This is a genomic window from Tenacibaculum aiptasiae, from assembly GCF_965221665.1.
In the GTDB taxonomy this organism is placed as follows: Bacteria; Bacteroidota; Bacteroidia; order Flavobacteriales; family Flavobacteriaceae; genus Polaribacter; species Polaribacter aiptasiae.
On the sequence record NZ_CBDCSN010000002.1, the window covers coordinates 1,179,482 to 1,202,885 of the forward strand.

A 23,404-nucleotide genomic window follows, 5' to 3' on the forward strand; every position below is an offset into this window, starting at 1 on the left:
TTTACGTATGTTTGTATTAGATGAGATTTACATTAGGACAGCAAGAACGATTAAAGAGTAAAAAGTTATTAGGAAAACTTTATGAAGAGGGAAAAGCGATAAAAGTATTTCCTCTTCGAATGGTATACATACAAACCGAACATACTTCAAAATTCCCTGCCCAAGTAGGTGTATCGGTTCCTAAAAGAAACTTTAAAAAAGCTGTAGACAGAAACCGAATAAAACGCTTGTTAAGAGAAATTTATAGAAAAGAAAAACATACTGTTTACAACGGAATAGATAAGCCTTATGTGTTTATGATTTCTTATATTGCAAGAGATGAATGGAAATATGCCGATATTGAGCATAAAATGAAGAAGTTATTAACGCTTTTTACAGAAGAAATTACCAAAGATGAAAAATAAAAAAATACTTTTTTTTGGTTCCCTAATTGTTATTTCATTTTTATTCTCGTTTCAGTCTCGCTTTTTTGAGATTGCTAAGCAAATAGAAATTTACAACAATTTGTTTAAGGAATTAAACATCAATTATATTGATGAAATTAACCCTGGTGATTTAACCGACAAGGCTATTAAAAACACCTTAAAAAACTTAGATCCTTATACTAATTTTTATAACGAACAAGATGTAGAAGACGCTCGTATTCGTAGAGAAGGAGAATATGGAGGCATTGGTGTTTCTACTTTTTACACAAAACAAGGAATCGTAATTGCTGAAATATATAAAGGTTTTTCGGCAGACAAAGCAGGTATGAAAGCTGGAGACATTATTACCGATGTCAACGGGCAAAAATTAGCTGATTTAGAAAAAAGTCAATACTCACAACTGTTAAAAGGAACACCAGACAAAGAACTTTCATTAATTGTTAATAGGAACAATAAGAATCTAATAGTTAATTTAAAACTAGATAAAGTTATTGTAAATCCAGTTCCTTTTTATGACATGATTGATGAGGAAACAGGCTACATTATTTTAACCAGATTTACAAGTCAAAAAGCTACACAAGGAGTTAAAGATGCTTTTAATGAGTTAAAAGATAGAGGAATGAAAAAATTAGTTTTTGACTTACGTAATAATCCTGGAGGTTCTTTATTTGATGCAGTAAACATTACAAATTTATTTATTCCAAAAGGTTTAAAAGTTGTAGATACTCGCGGAAAAATTAAGAAAAACAGTAGAACTTATAAAACTAGTAGAGAGCCTTTAGACGCACAAATTCCAATCATTGTTTTAATAAATGATCGTTCTGCGTCTGCTTCAGAAATTGTATCAGGAGCATTACAGGATTATGATCGTGCGGTAATTATGGGAGAACGTTCATTTGGTAAAGGTTTAGTACAACGTTATTTTAACTTGAACTATGGAACGCAAATGAAAGCAACTATTTCTAAATATTACACTCCTAGTGGTCGTTGTATACAAGAATTAGATTATGCTAATAGAGATTCAAAAACAGGAAAAGTTCCAAAATTTTCCGACGGTCCTGTAAATACATTTACTACAAAAAATGGCCGTAAAGTATACGATGGTGGTGGAGTAACTCCAGATATTCGCATCGATATATCTGAAAAATCTGAGGAAACAAAAAAACTTTTAAAATCGAAAGCTATATTTAATTTCGTGACAGATTTCACTCATAAAAATCCTAGTTTCTCTACAGAAAACTATACTTTTAAATCTGCCGATTTTAATAGCTTTAAAAACTATTTACTTACACAAGACACTGCTTTTGTAACAAAGAGTGAAAAACTTTTCAAAAAAGCTTATTCATCAGTAGAAAATGAGGAGAAACTTTCATCAGAATACAATGCTATTCTTAAAAAATTAAAAAAAGAGAAAGTTCAAAAAATCGCTGTAAACGAAGATCTTTTATCAAACAAAATTCAAAACGAAATAGTAAAAAGATACACCTATCAGGAAGGAATGTTTAAGCACCAACTAAACAATGATCCTACTATTAAAAACGCAGTTAATTTGTTAAAAAACCAGCAAAAATATAGCGGTATTTTAACAAAATAATATGCATTACATAATTTGTATCTTTGCCTTTTAAAAAAATATATGTCAAAACCTAATCATAAAGAACGTACCAGAGCTCAAGAATCTACAAATGCCATAGAAAAGTTATACATTTCAATGCGTCATTTATTTAGTCGTGGATTTTATAAGCCAATGGGAGTTTCTGGAGAAACGTTACGTAAATCCTTATTACAATTACGTCCTGAAATTTATGGATCAATCGCTGAAAACAAAACCGAATTAAATGGTTTGGTTTATATTATTGAGCGATTACCTGAAGGTATTGAAGAATGTCAATATATCTACTTAACTGCAGATGAAGGGTATAGAAACTCAAAATTCAAAGCAATAGTTCCTCCAAAGAGAAGAAGAAATTGTTATCGTATTGACAAGGATCAAATGAATATTGAAATTACTCGTGGTCGTTCTGAAATTTATGATATACTTACACACCTTACCTTTTTATTTATTGAATCTCATAAAATAAAAGACCGTGTAATTATTAATAACGGTGAAAGTTTTATTAGAGAGTGGCTTCAATTAGAAGACATTGTTTTAAATAACAAAACACTTACCGATGAAGAAAAAGATGTAATTGTTGTACATCTAGGAAACATCTTAGGTAGAACTTACGACGAGGTATATGATGTTTATAATACTTTTTCTACGGAAGAAAACCCTAATAGATTTTTCCATTTAATTTACTGGTTAGGAAAACTGGCTATCAATGAAGAATTATACGAACAAAAGCGTTCGGTAAAATTCAGTTCAGTATTAATTGAAGAAATAGGACATCATTTTTATGGAGAAATGTGGGCAAACAGCATTAAAAAAGTTTTAGTAGATAATGATTTATTAGAACGTCCTATTCATATTATTAGTGCAAACATGCACAGTGTTATGAATAGTATTTATGCTCAAAATGCCTTACCTGATGAAGTTAAAAAACATAAAGGTTTTGAGCTTTTTGAAGTATTGAGTAATGCTAACAGTCAACCACTACAAAAAGCAGTTAAAAACTATGCTTCAGAAAATGGGTTGATATATATTAAAGATACATCTGGAACAAACATTAATGTTCAAGTTATTGATACTGAAAAAATAAACTTTGACACTACTTCTTTTGAAAAGAAGAACTCTGTTGGAGAAAAACCAGTAATCATTGTAATGGATTATGCATTTGGAGAGCAAGCGTATGAAACAATGGACGAGTTATTAAAACCATATAAAATAGGAGATAAATCTGTTCATTTAGATGTAGTTTCTGTTTCTATAATGGGTAAAGCTGGTATTTTAGAAGGAGGTAAAGGAGACATTATGATTCCTTCTTCTCATATTTTTGAAGGTACTGCCGACAATTATCCTTTTAATAACGAATTAACCAAAGAAGATTTAGAAGGGTTTGGAGTACAAGTATTTGATGGAGCTATGGTAAGTGTACTAGGAACATCATTACAAAATAAAGACTTGTTAAAATTCTTCCACGATTCTACATGGAATGTAATTGGATTAGAAATGGAAGGAGCTCACTATCAAAAAGCAATTCAATCAGCCTCAAAAATTAGAGGAAACGTTAGAGAGGATATCAAAGTAAGATATGCATATTATGCTTCGGATAACCCATTAGAAACTGGTGCAACACTAGCTTCTGGTGGTTTAGGAATGAGCGGAGTAACACCAACATATGCAATTACACAAAAAATATTAGAACAAATATTTTAAACAATTAAAAGGCTATTTTTTCAAATAGCCTTTTTTCTTATTCTATATTTGCAACAACAACACAACAACACATAAAATGAACATTCTAATTTTAGGATCAGGTGGTAGAGAGCACGCCTTTGCAAAGAAGCTTTCTGAAAGTAATAAAATTCAAAACTTATTTGTAGCTCCTGGTAATGCTGGAACAGATTCAATAGCTACAAATATTAATATCAACCCAACCAATTTTCAGCAAGTAAAAGAAACAGTATTACAACACAATATTAATATGGTTGTGGTAGGTCCAGAAGCACCATTAGTAGCAGGTGTTCATGATTTCTTCTTAGCTGATGATGATTTGAAAAACATCCCTGTGATTGGTCCTAAAAAAGACGGTGCTTTATTAGAAGGAAGTAAAGACTTCTCCAAGCAATTCATGATTAAACACAATGTTCCAACTGCTAAATATGAATCGTTTACAAGTAGTACTTTGGCACAAGGAAAAAGCTTTTTAGAAACCTTAACTCCTCCATATGTATTGAAAGCCGATGGTTTAGCTGCTGGTAAAGGTGTTTTAATTTTAAACGATTTAGAAGAAGCAAAATCGGAACTTGAAGAAATGCTTTCAAATCAAAAATTTGGAGAAGCATCATCAACAGTGGTTATTGAAGAGTTTTTAAAAGGAATTGAACTTTCTGTATTTGTTTTAACAGATGGTAAAAGTTATAAAATATTACCTTCTGCAAAAGATTATAAAAGAATTGGAGAAGGAGATACAGGTTTAAATACAGGCGGAATGGGTGCTATTTCCCCAGTTCCTTTTGCTACTGATGATTTCCTTCAAAAAGTAGAAGAACTAGTCGTAAAACCAACAATAAATGGTTTACAGAAAGAAGGAATAGATTATCGAGGATTTATTTTTATTGGATTAATGAACGATAATGGAAATCCTTCAGTAGTTGAATACAATGTTCGTATGGGGGATCCAGAAACAGAAGTAGTTTTACCAAGAATAGAATCGGACTTAGTTGATTTATTTGAAGGAGTTGCTAATCAGACTTTAAACAAAAAATCATACGAAGTAACACCGCAAACTGCAACCACAGTAATGCTAGTTTCTGGTGGGTATCCTGAAGCTTACGAAAAAGGAAAAACTATTACAGGTTTTGATACTATCGATGATTCAATTGTTTTTCATGCAGGAACAACTGTAAAAGATGGAGAAGTGGTAACAAATGGAGGAAGAGTAATGGCAATTACCTCTTTTGGTGATTCTATTGAAGATGCCCTAAAAAAATCATATAAGAATATTGATAAAATAACTTTCGATAAAATTAATTATCGAAAAGATATTGGATTCGATTTAGTATAAATAAAAAAGAAGGAGTTGAAAAATCAACTCCTTCTTTTTTACATTGCTTTTTCTAAAGTAAAAGAAAATTCTGATCCTTTACCAAAATCACTTTTTAATAAAATTGTCTCATTATGAGCTTCAATAATATGCTTTACAATAGACAATCCTAAACCAGAACCACCTTGTTCTCTTGAACGACTTTGATCTACACGATAAAAACGCTCAAATAAACGAGAAACATGTTCTTGTTTTATACCTTCTCCATTATCGGAAATTTTAATAATAAACTTATTAGGATTGTATGTTTCTATACTAACTGTAGTTGCTCCTCCAACTTTTCCGTATTTTATAGAGTTTACAATTAAATTAATTAAAACCTGTTCTATACGTTCTACATCACCTTTTACAAAATGAGGGAATTCATAAATTCGATCAAACATTAAAGTTATGTTTCTCTTTTTGGCCTTCATTTCAAATAAATCAAAAACATTTTGAATTAGTTCAAGAATATTGAATGTTTCAATATTCATTTTCATTCCTTCTGTTTCTAATTTAGCAATCATATCTAAATCTTTGATAATAGATGTTAACCTTTCAACACCTTTATTTGCTCTGTTTAAATACTTTGTACGAATTTCTTCATCTTCAGCAGCTCCTTCAATTAAGGTTAAAATATATCCTTGAACAGTAAAAAGAGGTGTTTTTAACTCGTGAGCAACATTCCCTAGGAAATCTCTACGAAAAGAATCTCTTTGAGTTAACAACGCTATTTCTTCACTCTTACCTTCAACATATTTTTGAACACTTTTTGTAAGTGCTTCAACATCGGTAGTTACTTTTTTTCTTTCCAAATCATTTACATCTAAAATGGAAATGTCCTGATATAACTTTTTAACACGTTGGTAAATGAAATATTCTGCTCGGTATTGGATAATAAAAAATGATATAACAAACATTACAACACCAAAAACAAGCACAGTACCTATTCCTAATAAATTAATTAAGAATAAATAAGAAAGTAATGCTATAACTACTGAAATAATCGTAGAATACAATGACGACCAAAGTGCGTATTTGTATGTTTTTTTAATTTTTTTCATTATAAAAAAATAGATTGCCAATTAAGCAATCTATATAAATATTTTAAAGTTTAATTTATTTTTCTGCTCCTTCCAAAACAAATTTATAACCAACTCCTTTTACAGTTTTAAAGTAATCATCGCCGATTTTTTCTCTAAGTTTTCGAATATGTACATCAATTGTACGTCCTCCTACTACAACTTCATTACCCCAAACGCTATCTAAAATAACTTCTCTTTTAAATACCTTTCCTGGTTTAGATGTTAATAAAGAGAATAATTCAAATTCTTTTCTTGGTAAAGCTATTTTTTTATCTCCTTTAAACACAACATACTCATCTCTATTAATAATAATATCTCCAATCTTAGTTGTTGTATCAACAGATTCTTCTGTTTTTAAACGTCTTAACAACGATTTCACCTTACTTACCAAAACTTTTGGTTTTACTGGCTTGGTAATATAATCGTCAGCACCAGCATCAAAACCTGCTACTTGTGAGTAATCTTCACCTCTAGCTGTTAAAAAAGAAATGATAACATCTTCTAATGGTTTAATGTTTCTAATCTTTTCACACGCTTCAATACCATCCATTTCTGGCATCATTATATCTAATAATATTAAATGTGGATGTATCTTTTTAGCAGTCTTTACAGCTTCATTACCATTACTGGCTGTAAAAACTTGATAGCCTTCTGATTTTAAGTTATAACCTACTATTTCTAAAATATCAGGTTCGTCATCAACTAATAAAATTTTAATATCATTCGTATTCATAGATCATTTGTATTGTGTTATCCAAAAGTAACCATAAAATTATAAATCGTTCGCTCTCTTATTTAACTTAACATTCATTTAATCTTTAATAAACCTTCGCTTAAATAGTTAATAGAAAAATTAATCTGTAATTTTTTGTTTTTGTATCTTTATAAAAATTGTTTACTATGAAACTTATTCCTTTATTTGATGAAATATTTTCTAAAACTAAAGAAGCCTTTATTAATAAGTTTAGAAAAGAAATTCCTAACCTACTGACAAAACCCTTCTTTAATATTATTTAGTTTATAAAACCTCCACAAAAAAGAAGAAAACTCACCTTTAAAAATGAGAGTGTTTATATTTTAATAAAAAGAAAAAATGTTGAATAAAATTAATCTTCAAAATATCTTATTCTTAGATATTGAAACTGTTCCAGAAGTAGAATTGTTTTCTGATTTATCGGAAGAAAAACAAGAATTATACGCTTTAAAAACACAATATCAACGAAAAGATGAAATCAGTGCCGAAGATTTTTATCATCGTGCAGGTATATGGGCAGAGTTTGGAAAAATAATATGTATTTCTGTTGGATATTTTGTCGACAAAAAAGACGAAAATCAGTTTAGAGTAACTTCTTTTTATGGAGATGATGAAGTTAAAATATTAAACGATTTTAAAAACTTACTCAATCAACATTTTAATTTAAACAAACACCTTTTATGCGCTCATAATGGAAAAGAATTTGATTTTCCTTATATAGCTCGGAGGATGATAATCAAACGCATTGAATTACCTAAAAAACTAAACTTATTTGGTAAAAAACCATGGGAAGTTCCCCATTTAGATACTTTAGATTTATGGAAGTTTGGCGATTATAAACATTATACTTCTCTAAAATTATTAACTTCTATTTTAGATATTCCATCACCCAAACAGGATATTGATGGAAGCGAAGTAGCTAACGTATATTATAAAGAGAAAAACTTATCTCGTATTGTTGACTATTGTGAAAGAGATACTATAGCTGTAGCACAGCTTTTACTGCGTTTTTTAAACAAGCCTATTTTAGAAGCAAAAAACATAGTAACTATATAACATTAAAGTTTAAAACAAATTATAATCAAAACCGTTATCTATAAATCAAAACCGCTCAAAAAAAGAATAAATGAACAGTCATTTTAAATTTACAATCTTAACGCTTTTATTATTTCTAATAAGCTTCCAGAATACAATTTTAGCACAAAAAGGAAAAGAACTAGTTGTAAATACTTCCCTAAAAAAAGCTATTTCAGCAGGCGAAAATCATATTTATACTACACAATTAGGTAATGGGATGGCCATTATAGGAAAAGTAACTCAAAAAGGAATAGACCTTGTTGTAGATGTATATAAACCAAACGGAGAACTTTTAAAACAAATCGATAGTCCAAATGGCACAAATGGAGATGAACCAATTGATATTACAGCCAATCAATCAGGGAAATATAAATTTGTTGTTCGTTCATTAGATAAAAATGCAAAAAGAGGAAAATACTCATTGACAATTAAACAGATTTTAAGTCTTCCAGATAATACAAAACGAATTACAAAAAGGGAGTTACCTACAGAAACCTTATATAATCTATGGGAATCTTCACTTACCAACAACAAAGCAATTGATGCTTTCATCGCTAAACACCAACAAAAACATATTATAGAGCCTATTAAAGGAAGTACAACTCATATGTTAGTCACTTACTTTTGCGTACCTAATGAAAATACAGAATATGTAATGCTAAGTGGAGGGCCAGATTTCTTAGGTTTACGTTTTCAAAAACTACCAAGTACCAATTTATTTTTTGTTACGCAAAGAGTTCCTAAAGATGCTCGTTTTAATTATGGCTTTAACTATTTTAAGTTAGATAAGGCTGGACCTAACGGAGAAATTGAATATAGAACTGTAGAGCATGCTTATGATGGAACAGTCGAAATGCCGAATGCTCCAAAACAATCTTATATTACAGAAAGAGAAAATGTAAAAAAAGGAACTTTACTTCCTACTACTATAAAAAGTAAATATCTAAACGAAGAAAGAAAAATAACTATTCATACACCTGCAAATTACGATGCAAAAAAGCCTCACAATTTATTAATTGTTTTTGATGGAGAATCATATGGAGCAAGGTTAAATCGAAGATCAAGGATACCTACCTCAACTATTATGGACAACCTTATTGCTGACAAAAAAATTACACAAACAGTAACTGTTTTGGTATGGGCAATGGGAAAAAGAAGTAGAGATTTAATCAGTGAAAAGTTTGGAGATTTTATAGCGAAAGAACTTATTCCTTGGACACGTTCAAAATACAATATTCATTCTACACCAAATAACATAGTCTTAGCAGGTTCAAGTAGAGGAGCTTTTGCTGCTAGTTATATTGCTTTAAGATATCCAAACATTATTGGTAATGTACTTTCGCAATCGGGTTCATATTGGATTAAAGGAACAAAAAATGAAAACCATTGGATATATCCTGAAGACAATGGAAAACTAATAAATTTATACAAACAAAGTAAAAAATTACCTATTCGTTTTTATATGGATGTTGGACTTTATGATGCAGGAGCTTCAATGCTAGGAATGAATAGACAATTCCGAGATATTCTCGAAATAAAGGGATATCAAGTAGACTATCATGAATTTAAAGGAGGACATAATTATGTTAATTGGAGAGGTACACTTGCCAATGGATTGATTTCTTTGATGGGTACTAAATAATATCAATAAAAAACTATGAAAATGAATAAATTACGCTTAACAGTATATACAATATCTATTTTGATTGCGCTTGTAATCATAGCTGATTTTGCTTTACCAGGAAAAATTATAACTGACAAAATTGCTAACATTCAAAAGAGCTTAGAAGAATATTATAATGCAGGTGGAAACTATCATTATTCATATAAAATAAACACAGGTAAACACGAGTTTTCAGTTACAGAAGAATTTGCTGTATTGGTAAAAGAAAATGAAGAAATAGAATATTCAGTTTCTCAAATTTTTAAAAAGATAAACTGGTATAAACAACCTAATTCAGATGACAAATCGTTTTATTCTTTAAGAATAGCATCAGGGCTAGTACTTCCATTATTAGTTATTCTTTCAATATTTATAGCTTATCGATATAAAAAGAAAATGAATACACTGTTATTTGTACTTCAAATCTTATTAATAGCTGACCTGATATTTTTAATTATATAAACCAAAAATGTTATGAAAAATAAGCTTTCTTATTAGAAAAAAATTGAAAAGAAACAAACACAAAATAGATGTTCATAATAAATCTAACTTATAAAACAGAATTAGAAAAAGTAGATCAATTTCTTAGCGAACATATTGAATTTTTAAATAAACAATATGAGTTAGGTCACTTCTTAGCTTCAGGACGAAAAATACCAAGAACAGGAGGCATAATATTATCCAAAGTTACATCAAAAGAAATATTAGAAAAGATTATCGAAAAAGACCCTTTTAAGAAAAATGAGCTAGCTGACTATGAATTCACTGAATTTATACCAAGTAAAACTTGCGAGGAATTAAAATTCTTAATTGAATAAATATTTAACTTACTACATGTAAATACTGACAACATAAATTTCACTCAAAATTGACAGATTTAGAAAATTATATTAAATCCTACTTTGGAATAACAAACCAAAACTTAGACAAAATAACATCGCTTTTTAACGAGTCTGAGCTTAAAAAAGGAGAATACTATACTAAATCAGGACAATACTGCGAAAAACTAAGTTTTGTAAAAAGTGGATATGTTAGGCTTTTTGCTAAGACTAATGACAAAGAAATAACACAATGGATTGCTACCAAAGGACATTTCTTAACAGAATTATACAGTTTTAATTTTAAACAAAGAGCTAGATGGAATATACAAGCATTAACCGACTGTGAACTATACACCATAAATAAAGAAAATTATGCTCTTTTGAACAATATAGTTCCAAATTGGGCTGAAATAGAAAAGCAATTTATGGCAAGTTGTTTTATCCAATTAGAAGATAGAATTTTCAGTCATTTATCACTTAATGCAGAAGAACGCTACCATCATTTTTTTGAGAATAATAAGGAGCTTTTCAATCAAGTTCCTTTACAATATCTTGCTTCAATGTTAGGAATGTCTCCAGAAACGTTTAGTAGAATACGAAACAAGAAAAATTCTTGATTTTTGTCAAGAGCATCACTTCAATTTCAATCTAGCTTTGTTATATAACTCAAACAATATGGCAAAGCAAATCACAACATCAATTACAATTAACGCTAGCAAAGAGAAAGTTTGGAACGTTCTTATGGATTTTGAGAATTACTCGAAATGGAACTCCTTTATTAAAGTTATTTCTGGAGAAATTAAGGTTGGAAACAGAATTCATGTGGAACTTTCTGGGATGACTTTCAATCCTATAATTAAAACATTGGATAAAAATCTAGAATTAAAATGGCTTGGTAGTCTCTGGTTTAATGGGCTTTTTGATGGAGAGCATAAATTCAAACTCACAGACAACGGAAATGGAACTACTTATTTTGAACAAAGTGAAAGCTTCAGTGGAATTTTGGTTCCTTTATTTTCAAAAAGTTTAGATAAAAACACTAAAGCAGGTTTTGAACAAATGAATAACGAATTAAAATTACGAGCAGAAAATATCTAGTCCTTCGAAAAACTATCTTGAAAGTTAGAGATAAAATCGTGAATAAATTTCTTCGATGTATCTGCTGTACGAAAAACCAAATAATGCTTTCTTTTTAAGCCATTCTTCCCAATTCGTTTAAAAACCAAATCATCAGAAATTTTGAATGATTTAACCGCCCATTGAGGCATGCATAATATTCCCATATTTGCATTAACCATTTCCAAGGCAACTTCTGTTAACGGAATCGCTGAAATCTTTTTAGGAATTATTTTATTGGGTTTTAAAAAGCGTTCATACACAGAAACCGTTTCTAAAGGAAAAGAATGAATAATTAAGTGAAGATTAGTAAAATCATTTACATCTAAAAAATCCATTTTGCTAAAAGGGTTTTCTTTATGCATAATAGCAAAAACCTCATCTTCATAAACTTCAATACTCGATAAAGTATCATTCTCGGGTTTGGAGGTAACAATAGCAATATCAATTTCATTAGATAAAATTTTAGATATAGGTTGGTGTGTCGCTTCTAAAATTAAATCAATAGTAATTTCAGGATATAGAAGTCCCATTTTTTGTACAAAAACTGGAAGGCCTTGATAAAAACTATAACACTCAGTGCTCAATTTAATGGTACCAACAGACCCCATTCTTAACTGCTCAATATTTCGAAAACCATTTTCAATACTTTCAAGAATTTCGTTACCTAATTTGTATAACTCAGCACCCTCATCAGTCAATTTCCATCTATTTCGACTTCTAAGAAAAACCTTAAAACCTAAACGTTCTTCTAATTCTCTTAATTGATGACTCAAAGCCGATTGTGTTAAAAACAACTTATTGGCAGAATTGGCAATACTACCTTCTTCAACAATTGTTTTAATAAGTCTAAAATACTTGATTTCCATGTCACACAAAGTTAACGATTTAGAGGTTAAAGCTTAGTTGAAAAAAATTCAGTTAAGAAATAAAAACCTTCAATTTCTAAATTCAAAACACCACTACTTTCAAACTAATTTTACAAAAAGATTAAAATTATGTCGAAGCAAAAAAACAATACAACAAACAACTTACTAAAAGCAGTACAAACCTATTTCGATGCAATTCATTATTGCGACACTAAAAAATTAAATCAAATATTTCACAAAAGCTCCAGCCTTTTTGATGTAGATGAAGGAAAGCTTTTTGTAGAACCAATAGCAAGTTTTAGCAAAGATGTAGGGGGAAGAATATCGCCAGCAAGCAAAGGACAAAAATTAGCAGCTGAAATTTTAATGATTGATTGGTTATCGCCAGCATGTGCAACAGTCAAAATAAGAATTAGAGCACATAAAAACGTATTTGTAGATCACCTAGGATTTGTAAACGGAGAAGAAGGATGGCAAATAGTTTCTAAAATATGGCACCTCGAAAAAGTTATAGAGGAGTAAACATCAAAAACTATTTAAAAGAACTTTATTAAGAATGTTAATTTAAATATAAAAGACAGCTAACTAATAAAAACAGTAATGGTTAAAAGTGAGTTTTAACTATATTCGAGACTTGTTAACATTATAACCAAATAGAAAATGAAATTATTCAGATTAGTTTTCCTAGTATTCATAATATTAACTTGTTGCAAGAAAAAGGACAAAACCAATCACCAACAAATTGAAATTAATACGAAATTAAAAAATAAGCTTGAAAAAATTCTACTAAGAGATCAAGGAATTAGACAAATAGTAAATGGTAATTTAACTAAAGAACAAAAAACAAAATTATACGCTAAGTTAAATTTAAAAGAATTAGAATTCGAAGGAAATGACACTTTTGAGTTAATGCGTAAAATAGATAGTATTAATATAATTGAGGTAGAAAAAATTGTAGAAAAATATGGGTATCCAAATAAATCTATGGTTGGAGAACCAGCAAACAAAGCTGTTTTTTATGTAGTTCAGCATTCGGAAAAAATAGATAAATACTTACCAATTATAAGAGAAGCTTCCAAAAACGGAGATATTTCAAAAGCAGCTTTAGCAATGATGGAAGATAGAAATTTAATGAACCAAGGACGTGAACAAATTTACGGAACACAAATAAGAGGTCAAGAAAGCAAAAGTGGAAAATGGATTTACTTTCTATGGCCGTTAAAAAATGCTGATTCAGTAAACATCTGGAGAAAACAAGTAGGTTTTGAGCAAAACGTTGAGGAATATGTAAAGGATATGGATGTTGAATTTAAGCTATATACAATTAACGATTTAAAAGGTTTATAAATATACTACGACTTTATTTTTAACAACTATGAAAAACTTATTATACCTACTTATAAATGTATTACTTTTTAATGCTTGTAAACCCAATAAGCAAGAACCAAAAAACTATGAATCGGAAACATTAAAAATAAAACAAGTAGCTAACAATGTTTATCAACATATATCATACTTAGAGACAGAAAGCTGGGGGTCAGTTCCATGTAATGGAATGGTATATTTAAATGGAAACGAAGCAATTATATTTGATACTCCAACCAATAAAAAAGCAACAGAAGAACTAATAAACTGGATAGGAAAGAGAAAAGTTAAAGCAGTAATAGCAACGCATTTTCATATTGATTGTTTGGCAACTTTAGAACAATTTCATGAAAAAGGAATAAAGTCTTATGCTACCAAACAAACAATTGAGCTTGCCAGAGCAAACAACGAAAAAGTACTGCCACAAAATGGTTTTGAAAAAGAAAAAGAATTCCAAATAGGTAATAAAACAATACTAGCAAAATACTATGGAGAAGGACATACAAAAGATAATATCGTTGGTTATGTACCATCAGAAAAAGTATTGTTTGGAGGCTGCTTTATAAAACAAGTAAAAGCACCAAAAGGCAACTTAGAAGATGCCAATACCTCAGCATGGCCAACAAGTGTAAAAAAGCTAAAAAAAGAACTAACAGACATAAAAATAGTTATCCCAGGACATGGAAAAAGCGGCGGAACAGAGCTCTTAGATTACACCATAAAACTATTCGAAAAAGAGAAGAAAAAATATGTATTCTTCTTACATAATCGATTTTTAGAAGAATACGATTTAGAAGAATCACATCCAGAATATGGAAGAACAGAATATAAAGAAATAATAGCAGCCTTCGAAAAAAGAAAATTAACTGTAATAAGTGAACAAAGAAAAGGCAATGTAAATGCAAGAGAATATGCATCGAAGATTGTTAATCAAATAGACAGTTTAGTTACAAATGGAATTAAACCAGAGCATATAACAGTGGTAGGAACTTCAAAAGGAGGATATATAGCACAGTATGTATCAACCTTGGCAAACAATCCAAAATTGAATTTTGTATTTGTGGCAAGTTTTCAAAACAGTGATTTAGAAAATATTCCAGAAATAAACTTCTGTGGAAATATTTTAAACATTTATGAAAAAACAGATCCATTTGGACAATCAGCCATCAAGCGAAAACAAAATTCAACATGCGAAATAGCACATTTTAAAGAAATAGAGCTACATACGGGAATGAAACATGGTTTTTTATTCAAACCTCTAAAAGAATGGATAGAACCAGCAGCAAAATGGGCTAATGGAAATTATGAAATAGAGTAATGAAAAAAGATAATTTACAACCATATTTTTTCTTTTTAGCATCAGCTATATTTTCTTTTGGTTTTTTAATAGTATTGATAAATGGTTATTATCATTACACCTATCAAGAATTTATAAGTGCTAATCGAAAAGATTTAATAGTTCGACTAGGTTTTCTATCTTATGCAACAGGATTTATTTATTATCCTACAGTTATAATTCCTATAGCACTTATAACCTGAAAAGCAAAAAACAAACAAAACCTGAAAGGAAAAGCAATATGGTTTTCTTCTGCTATTGCTATAATTTTTATTGGAATTTTATTCTATACCAATACTATTAACAACCTAATATCTCTATCAAAAGGAAAGCTAATTTTAGGTCTTTTTATAATTGGATTATCAAAACCTATTTATTGGAATAAGGAATTATTGAAAAGGATCAAAAACGGTTAAATTACAAAAAGTGAAGTTGTTGAATATATTAAAATAAACAACGCTTTATAACTTCATACTAAAGAAGAAAGTTAAGATGAAAAACTAAAAACTTACACTTTAGTGTTTCACTCCTTCATTATAATTAGACATATAGTTCACTTTATTAAATTGCTTTTTATAGAAGCATACCTTTCAGAATAGTTTCACTATTATTAGTATAATATTTGATTAAAAACGTCATTAAGCCTTAATATAAAAAGGTTTAGTACGCTTTTTCTCTTTTATACCTCTACTTATTGCTTTCATACCCAAAAAACTAGTCTTCACAACATTCTTCTAAGGTTTAATGTATTATTTCATCAACTTTGAATAGACCACTATTACAACTAAACATCTATAAATCAAAAGAAATGAAAGATCAACTAACCCCAAAATTTAGAATTTATCCATCAATCGGAATAGCCCGAATGGGAAATGGACCAGCAAATAAAAACGAAGTAGTTTTCAGCCCAGAAGTACCTTGGAAAAACTTATTCGATGTAAACCTTCAACCACATACTCCATATGGAGCTTTAAAAAAACAAGCACAACGTTTTTACATTTATAAATGTGACAAAGAAGGAAATCCAATAGAAAAAATTCATCCAAAAGATTACAAAATTGAATGGTCTGTTGAAGTAGCCAACAAAAAACCATTTTGGTACGACTTTAATAACAGTTTAGACCTTTCAGTAAATTTAGATAAGGGTAATAAAGGGAAAGAAAATAATAAAAATTTAAGTAAAACTTTTTACGAAGATAGTATTGCTCCAGGTATAAGTGCAAGTTCAAGAAATCCAAATATTCTTCGGAATGACAAAGGAGAAAATATTCCAAATTCAAGAAAAGAACTTATAAACGGACCTAATTACGCATCTGTTTCACTTACCAATGAAAAAATGAAAATAGGTGGTTTATTCCCATTTCCTAGAGATGGAGAGAATAATAGCCAGATTGCTTCGAAAATGAGAACAGTATCAAAAGAAGTAAGTTTAGGTACAATAGAATACGACAAAGACGCTGAGAACCCAGAACATGAAGGGTCACTTATTTTTTACAGTGGAGATGGTATTTCGGCTTCTCTAAATCCATCAAACCTTAACACAGATTTTGCCGATAATTCTAATTGGTATGACGATATCTGTGATGGACGAGTAACAGCAAAAGTTACAAATATAAAAACTGGAGAAACATATAGTTTAAGTGATCCAGAAGCTGCAGCATGGATAGCAACTGCACCACCAGATTATGCTCCACAGATTAATCCTATTTCTTCATTGTACGACCTAGTAACTGGAGCTGATCCAGAAAAACTTAAAACAGACGAAGCATCTTGTTTAAGTATGGTACTACCACTATTTTTTAAGTTTTACCAAATGCAATGGGTAAATTTAGGAGACTTTCTTTCCCCATCATTTAAGGAAGAAATTGACCAATTAACAGCTGCTGGAAATTTTAGCTACCTATACACCCCTGGTAAAGAAAGTCAAGCTACTCGTGAGGCAATTTTCCAACTATTCAGAAATCCAAGGTACGATTATATTAACGAGCCAATAATTCCAAGCAAAGACATCACAGATTTTAATACTTTGGGTGTTGGTTCAACTCCTCTTCAACTACCGTATTATGTTGGTGATGGAATTAATTACCCAGGAAGTCCAGCACAATGGTTTGCCATCCCACCAATGCTTTATGATCAACTAAAACAATGGAGCGAAGGTAACTTTACAACACCAGAAAGCCTAAAAGACTATGTTGAAAAGAAAACTAATTTAAATCCAATGATAGCTTTAGGAGAATACTATCAAAGTCAGTTTATTAACGCGGCAGAATCTGTTAAAGATGGTTCTCCATTAAAAGCGCCACTTTTAATGACACGTGCTGTTTTGGAAACATTATATGGAGGAGGATTTCATCCAGGAGTGGAGTTAACTTGGCCAATGCGTCACAACCAAATGTATTGTGAAAACACATTAAAATTCGATGCTGTTAGTGATGGAAAAGAAGAGAAATATAATCTATTTGGGTTAAGAGAAATTCGTATTAACTCAGTATCCGGAAAAGAACAAGAGGAGGTATTCTTTAAAGATTTTGGTTTCCTTATGACACCAGATGATGTACAAAAATCAATGGATAAAAATAATCCAGAATATTATTGGTTATGGAAAATAACTCCAGGTGATCTTACAAAATGGATGGGAATACCATGGCAATCAGATGCAGGAAGTTGTCAAGCTGTTTGGACAGACAGTCAATATCCAGTACCAGCATGGTGGGCAGCAAACCTACCAATAGATGTGCTAAATCATGAAAGTTATGAGCAAATTAAAGATACCACAAATACAGCTCCTTTACCTGACACCAAACGTAATTTATATGCAAATCGTTTACCGTGGCTTCATACAACAGATACAGGATTTGTAGGCTACCATGCTGAAGGAGGCTATTTAAATGGTTTAATCAATATGGTTTACAAATGGGATCAAATAGGAATGGTTTCTGCTAGAGCATTAGATTTAGATGGTTATCCTAAAACAGTTTACGTATCAATGGATGCATCAGATGCAGTAACAGCAACAAAAAAACCTCTTTACGAGCTATTCAATGGTAAGGAACACTTATACACAGACTCTGCAAATGAAAGAGATAATGCAGAAGAGCTAGGTTATACTTCACAAGGAATTGCTTGTCGTGTTTATTTATCGCAAATAAAAGACAGTGTCCCTTTCTATCGTCTTTACAATGGAGCAGATCATTTTTATACAGCCAGTGTAGTTGAAAGAGATAATGCTGAAAAAAATGGGTATACTTTAGAAGGAGTTGCTGGTTTTGTTTATTTGAATTTAGAAGAAGATACCATCCCTTTTTATAGACTTTATAATGGTGTAGATCATTATTATACTACTTCGAAAACTGATAGAAATAAAAAGTTGGAGCAAGGATATAAAGATGAAGGTATTGCTTGTTATGTATTTCAAAAATAACCCATATACAAAAGCTAAATTAATTCTTAAGTAACATCAAACTAATGAACAAAACAACTATAAATACAGAAGTAGTTATTGTTGGCAGTGGAATTGCTGGATTAATACTTTCTAATCTTTTAAAAGAAAAGAAAATTAACCATGTAGTATTAGATCGAGTAGAAAAAAGAAAATTACTCGAAATACCAGAAACATTACCACCATCTGCATTAGTTTTATTAGAATCATTGAACTTACTGGAACTTTTCAAAAAGAGTTCCAGTAAGACCTTTGGTTATCATTCTATTTGGAACTCAGAAGCACTTACTACCAATAATTTCTTTAACCACAATCCATATAAATATGGTTTAAAATTGAATAAAAAAGAAATACTTAAAGACTTAAAAAAATTGGTAACAGATCAAATAATTCAATTCAATAATCTAATTAAAATAAATCGATCAGATGAAAACGTTAGGCTTAAAATTGAACATAAAGATTGCCAGTATACAATAAACAGTCAGATAATAGTAGATGCAACTGGTAGAAATAGAGCTGTTTTAAAACAAATTGGAATTACAAGTAAACAATTCGATAATCAAATAGCATTGAGTTGTCACCTTCCTTATTACAAGCATCCAAAATTAATGCATGAGGTATATGTAGAAACATTTGAACACGGGTGGGGTATTGTTTCTTCTTTAAATAAGGATATAAATGGTATAACTCTTTATACGAAAAAAGAAAGTCCATTACTTCCTCAACTAAAAAAATATCAAAACTGGAAAAAGCTACTCTCAAATACAAAACTATTAAAAGACTTTCTCTCAGATAACCCTAATTCAAAAATTATAGGAGGAGAGGCAAATTCGTCAAGAGCTTCTAAAATTGCTGGTACAAATTGGTTAGCTATAGGAGATGCAGCCATCGCCTTTGATCCACTTTCTTCACATGGAGTTTCTAATGCAATCTACTGTGCAAATATTGCATCAAGAGCAATTGAATCCTATACTACAAATCATTCAACTACATCTTTTCAAAATTATGAAAACACTCTTTCTTTACTGTTTAATGAATATTTAAAACAAAAAAACAAGTTATATAATAAAGAGAAAAATTTAATAAAAATATAAACCCCTACTTACAAAAAACAACACTAACAATAAGTTAATTGAATCAAAAGACAGGAAAACTAATCAAAAAGCCGAGTTCACTCATTAGCAGTACCAAAACAAGAAAACATAGTTTATATTTGAATAAACATCAACTAAAATAACTATGAAGAAAAACATTCTTGCTTTAACTATAATAATATTACAAGTTTTCAATTTGTTTAGTCAAAATATACAACAAAAGCGAATCAATAATAAACCAATTTATTCGGGCGATTCAGAAATAAGAGTAATAAACAATACAAAAAGTATCTACCAAAATCAAAGCCCTGTAGGAATCTTTGTAAATGGAAATTTTATAGGTAATCAATCATCCTTAGACTTTATAAATTCAGATAAAATAGAAACGCTAAAAGTAGAAAAGAAGAAGTTCGAAAAAAACGGAACAACCTACGATGGTAAGATTCTAGTAGAAATGAAATCAGGCTATAAACCAAACTTTATAACATTAAAAAGCCTTACAGAAAAACATTTGACACTAGATAAAAATCCAACACTCTATCAAATAAACGAAAAAGTGCTAGAAAGTAATAAAACCGAATTTCTAATAGATGAAAACTTTATTTTAAAAATCATTCCTGCCAAAATAAAAACATCAAACAATAAAATAGAAATCAATCTAATACAAATAATAACTAAAACAGCTGACAATATTAAAAAAGCAAACGAGATAAGGTTTAAAGGAAATAAAAAATAGAAATACTTCTTAAAATCAACGCGACAATTCTAAACTTGAAATACTAACCTGCATTAAGTATACAAACTTATTGGATTACTTATTTTTATAATATAACCTTTATTAAAAAAAATCTACTTTTAAAATCTGTATCAAAGTTAATAACTATATTCAAAAATTGCATAAAAAAATGAAACATCTATTATTACTTTTAATTCTAATTAGTACAAAATTAACTGCACAATCTGATTTAAAATTCAACAAACGTTTTGTTGAAAGTGAAGATAAGTGGGTTGTATTTCAAAAAAATAAAGACAATACATATCCTTATGGGTTTATTTATATTGATCCAGAAGCTGGTTTAACTTTGAACTATGAAGGAACATTCAGTATTTCTTCAAAAGGAGAATTCATTCCAACAAAACTTGACAGTGCTAATATGAAGGTCAGATTACAACCTAATAATGTTTTAATTGCTTTTATTCCTAAAAGGAAATTTTCTGAACTTAAAATAGATTCTATTCCTAATTGGTTAAAATACTATAAAACCAATGTAAATTCAATTGAAAGGCTTTATAAATGGGGCTTCATGTATAATGGTTGGAATGAATGTAAAAAAGCTTTAAGTTTTCTTAAAAAGGCTGAAAAAATAAATCCAAAATACAAAGGGCTTACTGTCGAACTTGCTTATTCTTATAATTGTTTAAAACAATATAGTTTAGCAGAAAACATTTTAAAAAAGCATATAAAAAAAGATTCTTCAAATGCTTATGTCAATAAAGAATATATCTATACTTTAACTAAAAACAATAAAATTGAAAAAGCAGTACAACAATATAATTCAGCAAAAAAAATAGTAAAAAACAAACAATACGATGCTGAAAATTGCTATAATATCTTACAGTATTTTTACTTTCAAAAAGACAAAAAAAAATTCAAAAAATGGTATAAAGAACTTTCAAAACTTGATATAAAAAACAATATGATTAGAGAATATGCTAACAGAATGAAAAAAGATATGAGTAAATAATATAATAACTAACACATTATAATTTACAAATAAAAAAACTGAAATGAAAAAAAGAATCTTGATACTAATAATAGTTTTTACTTTTCAATATTCAATTGCTCAAAATGGAGAATTTGAAATTCAAGAAAACGGATTAATTTATAGTGAATCAACAATAAACAAATTAAAAAAAGTAGTTGATTCATTAAATTTAAATTTTAAAACATGTAATGTTCAAAAAAAATTTAAATCTAAATATCAAATAGTAGGACATAAAATTAATATTGAAAAACACAATGTCAAAGAAGCAAAAAGAGATATTGAAAACAATATTGATATTGATTTATTTCAAAAAAAATATCCTAAAGCTAAAATTACTAGAAATGTATTAATAGTTAAATATAATTATAAGAATTACCAAAATAAAGATGTTGTTGAATTTACTATGATTAACTTAAATAATGGTTATAATTCTAAACTTAAATTTAATAAAAAAACAGACAAATATAAAGTAGAGAATCTTTCTAAATGGATTTTCAAATACCATAAAAAAGATTCATACTCAGAGGAAGAAATCTCAGCTTTTTATTTCCCAAATAAAATGGAGAGTAAAACATTACCAGTACAATATGCTAAAATGATTAGTTATGCTGATTGTTTAATTGATACAACTACTACAAAATTTAAAGATGATTTAAAATTTGGACGAGTTGATTTACCTAAAAACTGGAAAAAACAACACAAGAAAAAACAAGAAAAACTTTTAGATAAATTGAGAAGTACTCGCGTGGTTGGAAGTTGTAGTCAGGACAGCAGACCAAGAAAACACGCTATAAATATTGCAATGGTTTCAGCAGAAACACAAAATTGGAAAATCTTCTTAAGAGCACATTTAGATGTTATGAATGATCGCTTCGAAAGGGTTAGTGATGGAAGTTATGCTTTTGGAGAAAGAAAAACTTACATTAAAGAACTAGAAGAACTAAATATTAATGTCCTAGATTTAATCATTGGTACCTCTTTGAGGGTTGAAAACCCTTCTGAAAATCATTATAATGGAGACATTAGAAGAATTGGAAGAGCATTATCGGAAACGAAAAATAAAAGTAAAGTTGAAAATCAATTATTTGAAATTATTGAAAACAAAAAATTAGATTTATATAATAGAGTCTTATGTTTTTATATTATGAAAAACTATATATATAATCATATAGAACAAAATGAAAAAAACAGATTAAAAACTAAACTCAAACGATCAATCAAAAATTTTCCTGAAGAATTCTATAAGCAAATAAAGATATAATAGCTTACAAAAACTGAAAAAGAAATAATAGAAAACACAGTGACTAGAATTGAATTTATAAACTTTTTAAAAGAGTTTAGAAAAGATTTAAAAGAAAATAAATCTGATTGGGAGAATAAGACCTTAGAAGATTTCATAGAGGCAATGGAGGCATATACAGAAGATATTCAAGGCTATTATGATAATATGAAAATGAATATTAATGCAGACAAGCCTAGCTGGCAAAACTTCAAAACAATATTAGAAGGAGCAAAAATATACGAATGAAAGAAAGATTTTCAATAGGAGATTATAATTTCTCCATAGATCGTAACGAAAGTATTATTGAAATAAATGGAAATCAAATAATTGATTTAACCATAAAAGCAGATGAAAATGTCTTCGATCAATTATGTGATAAAGAAAATTTTGAATTCAGCTATGGATTATATCCACCAGAATTTTATGCACATCAGATAGATTTAGGTAAAAGCAAACAAATTGTTATCAACGAACAAAATCAAAATAACTATGAAGTAGCATTATATTTTATGGAACATAATGATGTTGATGTTAATATAAGTATTCTAAATAATTGGATTATAATTTTAGGAAAAACCTATATCAACGGAAAAAAATACCCTTTAGAAATAAAACTTTGTTTATAAC

Annotated in this window: 23 protein-coding genes and 1 pseudogene; 21 read left to right on the forward strand and 3 right to left on the reverse strand. The window is 29.2% G+C overall.

Features of this window, described 5'->3' with window-relative positions:
• The first annotated feature begins 20 nt into the window (after positions 1-20).
• The 4 genes from rnpA to purD all read left to right on the forward strand — a co-directional run bounded on the left by rnpA (position 21) and on the right by purD (position 5,092).
• Entirely contained in the window at positions 21-404 is a 384-nt protein-coding gene (gene rnpA / locus ACOQN8_RS05705; RefSeq protein ID WP_150898162.1) for a ribonuclease P protein component, read from the forward strand.
• On the forward strand, positions 394-2,019 hold the full coding sequence (locus ACOQN8_RS05710) for a S41 family peptidase (protein ID WP_420551950.1): 1,626 nt from the start codon (positions 394-396) through the stop codon (positions 2,017-2,019). Before rnpA ends, ACOQN8_RS05710 begins: the two co-directional genes overlap by 11 nt.
• A 42-nt stretch (positions 2,020-2,061) precedes the next feature.
• Complete coding sequence (locus ACOQN8_RS05715) at positions 2,062-3,741, forward strand: DUF6909 family protein (protein WP_235274435.1); 1,680 nt, start codon at positions 2,062-2,064, stop codon at positions 3,739-3,741.
• Between the two features lie 76 nt (positions 3,742-3,817).
• Positions 3,818-5,092, forward strand: a complete 1,275-nt coding sequence (purD, locus tag ACOQN8_RS05720) for a phosphoribosylamine--glycine ligase (RefSeq protein ID WP_420551951.1) — start codon at positions 3,818-3,820, stop codon at positions 5,090-5,092.
• Between the two features lie 38 nt (positions 5,093-5,130).
• Here purD and ACOQN8_RS05725 read toward each other — a convergent pair whose 3' ends face one another.
• A complete protein-coding gene (locus ACOQN8_RS05725) occupies positions 5,131-6,174 on the reverse strand; it encodes a sensor histidine kinase (RefSeq protein ID WP_272151082.1) in 1,044 nt (347 codons plus the stop codon).
• Positions 6,175-6,229: 55 nt separating this feature from the next.
• A complete protein-coding gene (locus ACOQN8_RS05730; protein WP_150898157.1) occupies positions 6,230-6,928 on the reverse strand; it encodes a response regulator transcription factor in 699 nt (232 codons plus the stop codon).
• A 360-nt stretch (positions 6,929-7,288) separates the two neighbouring features.
• Here ACOQN8_RS05730 and ACOQN8_RS05735 point away from each other — a divergent pair, with 360 nt between their 5' ends.
• The 6 genes from ACOQN8_RS05735 to ACOQN8_RS05760 all read left to right on the forward strand — a co-directional run bounded on the left by ACOQN8_RS05735 (position 7,289) and on the right by ACOQN8_RS05760 (position 11,608).
• On the forward strand, positions 7,289-8,005 hold the full coding sequence (locus ACOQN8_RS05735) for a 3'-5' exonuclease (protein ID WP_420551952.1): 717 nt from the start codon (positions 7,289-7,291) through the stop codon (positions 8,003-8,005).
• Between the two features lie 70 nt (positions 8,006-8,075).
• Positions 8,076-9,668 (forward strand): alpha/beta hydrolase, encoded by a 1,593-nt coding sequence (locus ACOQN8_RS05740; RefSeq protein ID WP_420551953.1) that lies wholly within the window; start codon positions 8,076-8,078, stop codon positions 9,666-9,668.
• A 21-nt stretch (positions 9,669-9,689) separates the two neighbouring features.
• On the forward strand, positions 9,690-10,151 hold the full coding sequence (locus ACOQN8_RS05745; protein WP_420551954.1) for a hypothetical protein: 462 nt from the start codon (positions 9,690-9,692) through the stop codon (positions 10,149-10,151).
• 68 nt (positions 10,152-10,219) lie between these two features.
• Entirely contained in the window at positions 10,220-10,507 is a 288-nt protein-coding gene (locus tag ACOQN8_RS05750; protein WP_420551955.1) for a YciI family protein, read from the forward strand.
• A gap of 50 nt (positions 10,508-10,557) precedes the next feature.
• The gene (locus ACOQN8_RS05755; RefSeq protein ID WP_420551956.1) at positions 10,558-11,127 is read left to right on the forward strand and encodes a Crp/Fnr family transcriptional regulator; all 570 of its coding nucleotides are present in this window, start codon (positions 10,558-10,560) and stop codon (positions 11,125-11,127) included.
• Positions 11,128-11,185: 58 nt separating this feature from the next.
• On the forward strand, positions 11,186-11,608 hold the full coding sequence (locus ACOQN8_RS05760; protein ID WP_420551957.1) for an SRPBCC family protein: 423 nt from the start codon (positions 11,186-11,188) through the stop codon (positions 11,606-11,608).
• Here ACOQN8_RS05760 and ACOQN8_RS05765 read toward each other — a convergent pair.
• Positions 11,605-12,495 (reverse strand): LysR family transcriptional regulator, encoded by an 891-nt coding sequence (locus ACOQN8_RS05765; RefSeq protein ID WP_420551958.1) that lies wholly within the window; start codon positions 12,493-12,495, stop codon positions 11,605-11,607. The genes ACOQN8_RS05760 and ACOQN8_RS05765 overlap by 4 nt on opposite strands.
• Before the next feature lie 129 nt (positions 12,496-12,624).
• Between ACOQN8_RS05765 and ACOQN8_RS05770 the strand changes: the two genes are divergently transcribed.
• From ACOQN8_RS05770 to ACOQN8_RS05820, 11 genes and pseudogenes are all read left to right on the forward strand, one after another.
• Complete coding sequence (locus tag ACOQN8_RS05770; protein WP_420551959.1) at positions 12,625-13,017, forward strand: nuclear transport factor 2 family protein; 393 nt, start codon at positions 12,625-12,627, stop codon at positions 13,015-13,017.
• A gap of 138 nt (positions 13,018-13,155) precedes the next feature.
• Positions 13,156-13,842 carry a DUF6624 domain-containing protein gene (locus ACOQN8_RS05775; RefSeq protein WP_420551960.1) on the forward strand — a complete coding sequence of 229 codons (687 nt, stop codon included), beginning with the start codon at positions 13,156-13,158 and terminating at the stop codon, positions 13,840-13,842.
• 28 nt (positions 13,843-13,870) lie between these two features.
• Positions 13,871-14,599, forward strand: a pseudogene (gene bla, locus ACOQN8_RS05780) (subclass B1 metallo-beta-lactamase); the annotation flags it as partial.
• Between the two features lie 578 nt (positions 14,600-15,177).
• The gene (locus ACOQN8_RS05785) at positions 15,178-15,399 is read left to right on the forward strand and encodes a hypothetical protein (RefSeq protein ID WP_420551961.1); all 222 of its coding nucleotides are present in this window, start codon (positions 15,178-15,180) and stop codon (positions 15,397-15,399) included.
• Between the two features lie 605 nt (positions 15,400-16,004).
• Positions 16,005-18,617, forward strand: coding sequence for a LodA/GoxA family CTQ-dependent oxidase (locus ACOQN8_RS05790; RefSeq protein ID WP_420551962.1), 2,613 nt, complete (start codon positions 16,005-16,007; stop codon positions 18,615-18,617).
• Positions 18,618-18,661: 44 nt separating this feature from the next.
• Positions 18,662-19,729 (forward strand): NAD(P)/FAD-dependent oxidoreductase, encoded by a 1,068-nt coding sequence (locus ACOQN8_RS05795; RefSeq protein ID WP_420551963.1) that lies wholly within the window; start codon positions 18,662-18,664, stop codon positions 19,727-19,729.
• Between the two features lie 145 nt (positions 19,730-19,874).
• On the forward strand, positions 19,875-20,465 hold the full coding sequence (locus ACOQN8_RS05800) for a hypothetical protein (RefSeq protein WP_420551964.1): 591 nt from the start codon (positions 19,875-19,877) through the stop codon (positions 20,463-20,465).
• A gap of 169 nt (positions 20,466-20,634) precedes the next feature.
• A complete protein-coding gene (locus ACOQN8_RS05805; RefSeq protein ID WP_420551965.1) occupies positions 20,635-21,474 on the forward strand; it encodes a tetratricopeptide repeat protein in 840 nt (279 codons plus the stop codon).
• A gap of 43 nt (positions 21,475-21,517) precedes the next feature.
• Positions 21,518-22,756 (forward strand): hypothetical protein, encoded by a 1,239-nt coding sequence (locus ACOQN8_RS05810; RefSeq protein WP_420551966.1) that lies wholly within the window; start codon positions 21,518-21,520, stop codon positions 22,754-22,756.
• A 39-nt stretch (positions 22,757-22,795) separates the two neighbouring features.
• Positions 22,796-23,023: a DUF7660 family protein gene (locus ACOQN8_RS05815; protein WP_420551967.1), complete on the forward strand. Its 228-nt coding sequence runs from the start codon at positions 22,796-22,798 to the stop codon at positions 23,021-23,023.
• Positions 23,020-23,403: a hypothetical protein gene (locus tag ACOQN8_RS05820; protein ID WP_420551968.1), complete on the forward strand. Its 384-nt coding sequence runs from the start codon at positions 23,020-23,022 to the stop codon at positions 23,401-23,403. Before ACOQN8_RS05815 ends, ACOQN8_RS05820 begins: the two co-directional genes overlap by 4 nt.
• The last annotated feature ends 1 nt before the right edge of the window (position 23,404 follow it).

Coding starts and splice junctions, on each gene's coding strand:
- ACOQN8_RS05765 (WP_420551958.1), bottom strand. CDS start 12,495: ATGGAAATCAAGTATTTTAGACTTATTAAAACAATTGTTGAAGAAGGT.
- ACOQN8_RS05740 (WP_420551953.1), top strand. CDS start 8,076: ATGAACAGTCATTTTAAATTTACAATCTTAACGCTTTTATTATTTCTA.
- ACOQN8_RS05750 (WP_420551955.1), top strand. CDS start 10,220: ATGTTCATAATAAATCTAACTTATAAAACAGAATTAGAAAAAGTAGAT.
- ACOQN8_RS05710 (WP_420551950.1), top strand. CDS start 394: ATGAAAAATAAAAAAATACTTTTTTTTGGTTCCCTAATTGTTATTTCA.
- ACOQN8_RS05715 (WP_235274435.1), top strand. CDS start 2,062: ATGTCAAAACCTAATCATAAAGAACGTACCAGAGCTCAAGAATCTACA.
- ACOQN8_RS05730 (WP_150898157.1), bottom strand. CDS start 6,928: ATGAATACGAATGATATTAAAATTTTATTAGTTGATGACGAACCTGAT.
- ACOQN8_RS05795 (WP_420551963.1), top strand. CDS start 18,662: ATGAACAAAACAACTATAAATACAGAAGTAGTTATTGTTGGCAGTGGA.
- ACOQN8_RS05775 (WP_420551960.1), top strand. CDS start 13,156: ATGAAATTATTCAGATTAGTTTTCCTAGTATTCATAATATTAACTTGT.
- ACOQN8_RS05805 (WP_420551965.1), top strand. CDS start 20,635: ATGAAACATCTATTATTACTTTTAATTCTAATTAGTACAAAATTAACT.
- ACOQN8_RS05790 (WP_420551962.1), top strand. CDS start 16,005: ATGAAAGATCAACTAACCCCAAAATTTAGAATTTATCCATCAATCGGA.
- ACOQN8_RS05725 (WP_272151082.1), bottom strand. CDS start 6,174: ATGAAAAAAATTAAAAAAACATACAAATACGCACTTTGGTCGTCATTG.
- ACOQN8_RS05760 (WP_420551957.1), top strand. CDS start 11,186: ATGGCAAAGCAAATCACAACATCAATTACAATTAACGCTAGCAAAGAG.
- ACOQN8_RS05810 (WP_420551966.1), top strand. CDS start 21,518: ATGAAAAAAAGAATCTTGATACTAATAATAGTTTTTACTTTTCAATAT.
- ACOQN8_RS05800 (WP_420551964.1), top strand. CDS start 19,875: ATGAAGAAAAACATTCTTGCTTTAACTATAATAATATTACAAGTTTTC.
- ACOQN8_RS05770 (WP_420551959.1), top strand. CDS start 12,625: ATGTCGAAGCAAAAAAACAATACAACAAACAACTTACTAAAAGCAGTA.
- ACOQN8_RS05735 (WP_420551952.1), top strand. CDS start 7,289: ATGTTGAATAAAATTAATCTTCAAAATATCTTATTCTTAGATATTGAA.
- ACOQN8_RS05745 (WP_420551954.1), top strand. CDS start 9,690: ATGAATAAATTACGCTTAACAGTATATACAATATCTATTTTGATTGCG.
- purD (WP_420551951.1), top strand. CDS start 3,818: ATGAACATTCTAATTTTAGGATCAGGTGGTAGAGAGCACGCCTTTGCA.
- ACOQN8_RS05820 (WP_420551968.1), top strand. CDS start 23,020: ATGAAAGAAAGATTTTCAATAGGAGATTATAATTTCTCCATAGATCGT.
- rnpA (WP_150898162.1), top strand. CDS start 21: ATGAGATTTACATTAGGACAGCAAGAACGATTAAAGAGTAAAAAGTTA.
- ACOQN8_RS05785 (WP_420551961.1), top strand. CDS start 15,178: ATGAAAAAAGATAATTTACAACCATATTTTTTCTTTTTAGCATCAGCT.